4 protein-coding genes are annotated in these 6950 nt (G+C 43.8%); 2 read left to right on the forward strand and 2 right to left on the reverse strand.

All coding sequences use genetic code 11. From position 1 onward, the window contains the following. Nucleotides 1–102 precede the first annotated feature (102 nt). Nucleotides 103–1377 carry a methionine adenosyltransferase gene (gene metK, locus AABK37_RS26600; protein ID WP_432554516.1) on the reverse strand — a complete coding sequence of 425 codons (1275 nt, stop codon included), beginning with the start codon at nucleotides 1375–1377 and terminating at the stop codon, nucleotides 103–105. Nucleotides 1378–1639: 262 nt separating this feature from the next. Then, nucleotides 1640–2647: a phosphoribulokinase gene (locus AABK37_RS26605; RefSeq protein ID WP_432554512.1), complete on the reverse strand. Its 1008-nt coding sequence runs from the start codon at nucleotides 2645–2647 to the stop codon at nucleotides 1640–1642. A gap of 1295 nt (nucleotides 2648–3942) precedes the next feature. Between AABK37_RS26605 and petH the strand changes: the two genes are divergently transcribed. Both petH and AABK37_RS26615 read left to right on the forward strand, forming a co-directional pair. Then, on the forward strand, nucleotides 3943–5316 hold the full coding sequence (gene petH, locus AABK37_RS26610) for a ferredoxin--NADP reductase (RefSeq protein WP_432554513.1): 1374 nt from the start codon (nucleotides 3943–3945) through the stop codon (nucleotides 5314–5316). Between the two features lie 167 nt (nucleotides 5317–5483). After that, nucleotides 5484–6782, forward strand: a complete 1299-nt coding sequence (locus AABK37_RS26615) for a homoserine dehydrogenase (RefSeq protein WP_432554517.1) — start codon at nucleotides 5484–5486, stop codon at nucleotides 6780–6782. The last annotated feature ends 168 nt before the right edge of the window (nucleotides 6783–6950 follow it).

Consider the following 6950-nt stretch of genomic DNA (forward strand, 5'->3'; position numbering starts at 1 on the left):
CCTGCAACAGAAATAATGAGGGCATAAGCAACTTATATAGTTGCCCATACCCTCAATAGCACTTACTTCGTAGTAAGCGTTTCAACGCTTTGTTCCCACTCTTTAGGTGAGTGCTTTCGACATCGCTTGAGAAAGTGAACTATTTGCGGCTTGCTTCAACAATTCTGCCTTGTCGGTACGTTCCCAAGGCAAATCTAAATCAGTCCGTCCCAAATGACCGTAAGCCGCGACGTCCTGATAAAAACGTCCGCCTCTTTCACTTGGTTGGTTGCGTAAGTTGAAGCTATGAATAATCCCCAAAGGACGCAGTTCAAAGTGCTGTTTGACTAATTCCAGCAAAATTTCGTCATCGACTTTGCCTGTACCAAAGGTATCCACATAAATGCTTGTCGGTCTAGCTACGCCGATCGCATAACTCAACTGGACTTCACATTTTTCTGCCAAACCCGCAGCGACAATATTTTTCGCCACATAGCGACAAGCATAAGCAGCACTGCGGTCTACTTTCGTGGGGTCTTTGCCAGAGAAAGCACCACCACCATGACGCGAGTAACCACCGTAGGTATCTACGATGATTTTCCGTCCAGTCAAGCCGGAGTCACCTTGAGGACCACCAACAACAAATTTACCGGTGGGGTTGACTAAAAAGCGTGTCTCTCCATCCGGCTTAATGTTGATGTCGGCAAAAACAGGTTCGACCACTGCTGTCCAGAGGTCTTGTTTAATTTTGGCTTGTACTGCGGCTTCGTCGGTGATTTCCCCAATAGTGGCTGTATGTTGGGTGGAAATCAAAATAGTGTCAATACCTACCGGGCGTCCGTCTTCGTAGACGATGGTGACTTGAGTTTTGCCATCAGGACGCAGGTAAGGTAAATCGCCTGTTTTGCGGACTGCTGCCAATCGGCGAGCAATGCGGTGTGCCAAACAAATAGGCAAGGGCATCAATTCTGGTGTTTCGTTGCAAGCGAAGCCGAACATGATACCTTGGTCGCCAGCACCAGTTTTATCGAATAGTTCATCACTATCCTCTTCGCGGGTTTCTTGGGCGGTATTTACGCCTTGGGCAATGTCAGGCGATTGTTCGTCCAATGCGATCAAAATGCTGGCGCTATTGGCAGAAAAGCCGTTATCGGCATCAGTATAGCCAATTTCAGCAATTTTCTTTCTGGCGAGATTGACGTAATTGACATTCGCTTTGGTGGTTATTTCACCAGTGATTAACACCAAGCCAGTATTAACCACAACCTCAGCAGCAACACGGCTGCTGGGGTCTTGTGCCAGTAAAGCATCCAGAATCGTATCAGAAATCTGATCGCAGATTTTATCGGGATGACCTTCGGTAACAGACTCGGAGGTAAATAAATAGCGACGAGACAAAGGCAATTCCTCCTGTGATTGTGCTAATGAACTAAGTGCAAGCATTTAGTTCAGCTACTAATTTATGAAATCATAACAAGATTTTTACAATTAACTCTTAGTGTTTCTTTTATCTTCATGAAAACACTAAATCTTTGGTAATCTCTTTAATATAAATAAAAATTACGCTACCTGTATTCAAGTTAAAATACTGATTTTTACACAAAAAAATAGGGGCTGCACTCATGCATCCCCAAAAGCTTTGACACAAAGACTGCTGCTTTTATACCCGAGCTGTTGCTAGCTTTGCTTCTGTAGCTGTCAACCGCTCATAAGCGGCACGCATTTTCAAACCTGTAAGCACTTGGAATAAACCAGTACCATTATTGGAACCAGGATACTCACGGTGCTGGAGTAGCAGGTGAGTCATTTCACCCTCGTATTTGGTAGATGTTTTGCTTAGGTGAGTTTCAATGTAAATGACTTCTTCTAAGTTGTCAAATTGACCATCTACTTCAAGTACGGAGACATAACGACCGTAGTAAACATCTGAACCGTAGTATAGTTGCATACCTGGGTATGAACAAGTCAGCTTACGTCCGCAAGGAGTCCACTGGATGGTTGATCCTTCATCGAATAGGTAAGTTGGCTCAAAGCCTTGCTTATCTTCGCGTTGAAGCATACGTACCCGCAGTACTTTGCGTTCTTTGTCTTCTTTAATTAGGTTGGTGGGCAATACCTGGAGAACTACATCAGCAAATTCTCTTTGGGGTTCGATGAACTTATCAAAGTCAGGTTTGCGGGAATTGATTTGCGCTACCACATCTTCGTAGCGATGACCGCGTTCTGCCATATCACGCTGGATTTTCCAGGCGATTTTTACTTCATCGCTGATATCGAAGTATACGCTGAAGTCGATTAGCGATCGCACTCGCTCATCATATAAAGGATGCAGCCCTTCAATCACTATAATGTGATTCGGCTCTATCCTTTCTGGGGGATCGAGCAAACCGGTTTCGTGGTTGTAAATCGGCTTATCAATTGCTTTACCTTCTTTGAGCGCTTTGATTTGCTCATACATCAGGTCAAAATTGTTTGCCCTCGGGTCAAGTGCTGTTATCCCGGTTTCTTTGCGCTGTTTGCGATCCAGGCAATGATAGTCATCCAAGCAGATAACTGTCATTAATTCTTCACCAAACAAATCTATTAAACGACGCAAAAATGTCGATTTACCGCATCCTGAGTCTCCAGCTACTCCAATCAATACCACGTGTTCCGGCTTACTTGTCATAAATTTCCTCTAAATGCTAAAGATGTGTCAATGCAATAATTTTTTCACACAGCAGATTTTATGCTAGGAGTTTTCATGGTTAATTTCTCCTGCGTTCTTTCTATCCTGCGATCGCATGAAGCATCTAACGGGTATACAGCAAACTACTCGTTACCCGTCGTATAATTCTGCTTTTTCGCAGGTAAGTATTTAATCCTAGTGATTATTTAGATTCTAACAGAAGGGGTTATTCTATACAATACTTGATGTCAATAAGAATCTTTGACTCAATCGACCATGCCAATAATAGATGAGCAGATTTTGAAATCACCTTGACAAACGCACATTATTGCCGTGACAAGGGGGGATCGTCGGTTGTGACTTAATGGTTTAAGTTCGTTAAGTATAATCTTATAGCCATAATAATGTTTGGAGAAATTTTTTTTGAGAAGGTGAGTTTGAGTAGCAACGATCGCTCTTTAGCATATATATTTAAAGCAAGAATATATCCAAAGAAAGAGCTAGCAACTTGAATAAGGGAGAAATTTTCGGATAAAGTGTTTGTATACCCTGACACTAATAGAGGTTGACAGAAGTTTCACATCAGGGTGAAACTTAATTGTAGTTGTCTAAACAAAGGCAGCCAGCGAGCGCGATCGCCTATCTTTATCAATCTTTGGATGAAAATATAGGAGTAGGTAGCAACCGTAGATAATTCTTGGCAAAAAAGCTCAACAAAACATCATCTTGTGGGAAACTACATTATGTAAGAGTACAAATTCTGCCCGGGAATTTCTGCCATAGGTAGACACTATCAAATTACGTCTCCGGAAATCTGAATGTTTGTAGCCGCGTTTTACTCGTGGAAATAGGCATGACAGAAGAATAAATGCATTTATCTTATATTTTGATTGAATGCAGGAGACTGCCAAAGTCGGAGATATAAAACTAATCAGAAGAACACCTTCCGTGATTGGTATTCACCGATATAAACTAACTTTATGGGGGCAACTTACCCAAAGAGTAGGTATAAGTTATCTTTCTTTTGGGGGAAGAAGTTTGAGAAGAAAACATTAAATTGACTCATTATTAACATTCTCCAAAAGACATATCCTTTACCTTAGAAGGTGAACAGGTGTGCTTTTTTCCATGCCTGCATGTCTTTGGCGAGTGTACCTAGCAAGGCATTTGTTTATAATGCCACTTTTCCCAATTACAGCGCCCGTGTGAAACCGAAATCCGGTAAACTAAGACAGGCTTGTGGTGGGAAGGGTTTTTTCAGTAACGGTTAAGTAAATATCGGAGTGGTAGAACGAATGTACAATCTAGGTGCCCTTGAGGCTACAGCCAATGAAGAATCAGGTAGCCGTATCTTTCTCTACGAAGTGGTGGGTCTGCGTCAGAGTGAAGAAACCGATCAAACGAACTACCCAATTCGTCAAAGTGGCAGTGTCTTCATCAGAGTGCCTTACAACCGCATGAATCAAGAAATGCGACGGCTCACTCGCTTAGGCGGCAAAATTGTTAGTATCCAACCAATAAGTGCTATTGAGCTTAATGGTAAATCTCCATCTGAAAGTGTAGACGAAGTAGTTAACAACGCCACTTCTGAAAGTGTAGACGAAGTAGTTAACAACGCCACTTCTGATAAGACTGCTAACATTAAAGGAAATGGTCAAGCCACACCTGTAAAAGCTAATAGTGAAGTGAAAGGCTTCGGCAAATCACTCAACTCTGAGCAAGAACAGCCCAAAAAGGACAAAAAAGGCAACACCATGACTCAAGCGAAAGCCAAGCACGCTGATGTTCCCGTGAACACTTACCGTCCCAATGCTCCTTTTATTGGGAAATGTATATCTAATGAAGCGTTAGTTCAAGAAAACGGGATTGGTATTGTTCAACACATCAAGTTTGACCTTTCTGAAAGTAATTTGAAGTATATAGAAGGTCAAAGTATTGGTATTATCCCACCAGGAGTAGATAAGAACGGTAAGCCAGAAAAACTCAGACTATATTCGATCGCCTCGACCCGTCACGGGGATGATGTAGATGATAAAACAATATCACTGTGCGTCCGTCAGTTGGAGTACAAACACCCAGAAACTAACGAAACAGTTTACGGTGTTTGCTCAACTCATCTGTGTTTCCTCAAGCCAGGGGACGAAGTGAAAATCACAGGTCCTGTGGGTAAAGAAATGTTATTACCCGATGACACAGATGCCAAAGTGATCATGATGGCGACAGGAACCGGTATCGCACCAATGCGGGCTTACCTGTGGCGAATGTTTAAGGATGCAGAAAAAGCCGCTAACCAAGATTACCAATTTAATGGATTCGCTTGGTTAATATTTGGCGTTCCCACAACTCCAAACCTTCTATACAAGGAAGAATTGGAAGAATTGGAACAAAAGTATCCTGAAAACTTCCGTTTAACTTGCGCTATCAGCCGCGAACAGAAAAACCCCCAAGGTGGGAGAATGTACATCCAAGACCGGGTGGCAGAACACGCGGATGAATTGTGGAAGCTGATTAAAGAAGAGAAAACTCATACATACATCTGCGGTTTGCGGGGTATGGAAGAAGGTATCGATGCGGCGCTGAGTGCTGCTGCTGCTAAGGAAGGTGTAAACTGGACTGATTACCAGAAGCAAATCAAGAAAGCCGGTCGCTGGCACGTAGAAACCTATTAATGGAGTTTGGAGTTAGGAGGGGGCGGGGTAACCCCGCCCGTACAGAAGTTAGGAGTGAAAGCTCATAACAGATAACGATAACTTACGACTCATAAAAAGATAAAAGATAGTAGGTGGGGCATATGCCTCACCTACAATTGTTATTGGTGGAATTTGGTATAAAGTTTGTGGGTGTGAAGCTGGGAATACTAGGATTAGGGACGGTGGGGACGGGTACGGTGCAGTTGTTGCAAGATTTGAACGGACGTCACCCGTTGTTACGAGAGATAGAAATATATCGGGTAGGAGTACGATCGCCCCAATTACCCCGTGCTGTAGAATTAGCAAAAAATGTTTTGACTACAGATTTAGAGGCAATTGTCAATGACCCGGCGGTAGATATTGTTGTGGAATTGATTGGAGGATTAGAGCCGGCGCGATCGCTTATCTTGAAAGCGATTGAAAATGGTAAGCATATTGTCACCGCTAACAAAGCAGCGATCGCTCGTTTTGGTGATGAAATTTTCACAGCTGCCAATAAAGCCGGAGTATATGTAATGCTAGAAGCCGCTGTTGGTGGCGGTATTCCAGTAATTCAACCTTTGAAGCAGTCTTTAAGTGTGAATCGCATTCACACCGTCACAGGTATCGTAAACGGTACAACTAACTACATCCTCACGCGGATGCAAACCGAAGGTAGTAACTTTAGCGATGTTTTAGCTGATGCTCAAAAGTTGGGTTACGCTGAAGCTGACCCCACAGCTGATGTCGATGGCTTAGACGCAGCCGATAAAATAGCCATCCTCGCATCATTAGCCTTTGGTGGACGCATCAACTTGCAAGACGTTTATTGTGAGGGAATTCGGCAAGTTAGCAAAACAGATATTGCCTACGCCGAGAAATTGGGATTTGTGATTAAATTGTTAGCGATCGCCAAAACAATCACCCCCTCCCCCTCCTCCCCCCCTCCCCTCTCCGTCAGAGTTCATCCCACCTTAGTACCTAAAGAACATCCATTAGCCAGCATTAACGGCGTTTATAACGCTATTCTCGTCGAAGGCGAACCCTTAAAACAAGTGATGTTTTTTGGTCCTGGTGCTGGTGCCGGTGCAACAGCCAGTGCAGTATCCTCAGATATATTAAATTTAGTTGCAGCACTCAAAACCAGTACAGCTAGCCCAAATCCCTTATTAGCTTGCAGCCATCAAGATTACTGCCAAATTGTCCCAATGGCAGAACTAATTACCCGATTTTACGCTCGTTTCCTCACGAAAGACCAACCCGGAGTAATCGGTAAATTGGGCACTTGCTTTGGCACGTATGGCGTCAGCTTAGAGTCAATTGTGCAAACAGGTTTTCAAGGAGAACTAGCAGAAATTGTTGTTGTCACCCACGATGTACGCGAAGGCAATTTTCGGCAAGCGTTGGCAGAAATTAACACCCTAGAAGCGATAGACAGCATTCCTAGTTTGCTGCGGGTGCTGTGAAGGGGGGGAATGGGGACAAGGGGAGTGGGGGAGTGGGGGAGTGGGGGAGTGGGGGAGTGGGGGAGTGGGAGACAAGGAGACAAGGGGACAAGGAGACAAGGGGACAAGGAGACAAGGAGAATTCAAAATTTAATACTCTCCCCCTCTCCCCCTCCCCCCCTCTCCTTG

Origin of the sequence: Tolypothrix sp. VBCCA 56010, from assembly GCF_050875635.1 — a bacterium.
Classification (GTDB): Bacteria; Cyanobacteriota; Cyanobacteriia; order Cyanobacteriales; family Nostocaceae; genus Hassallia.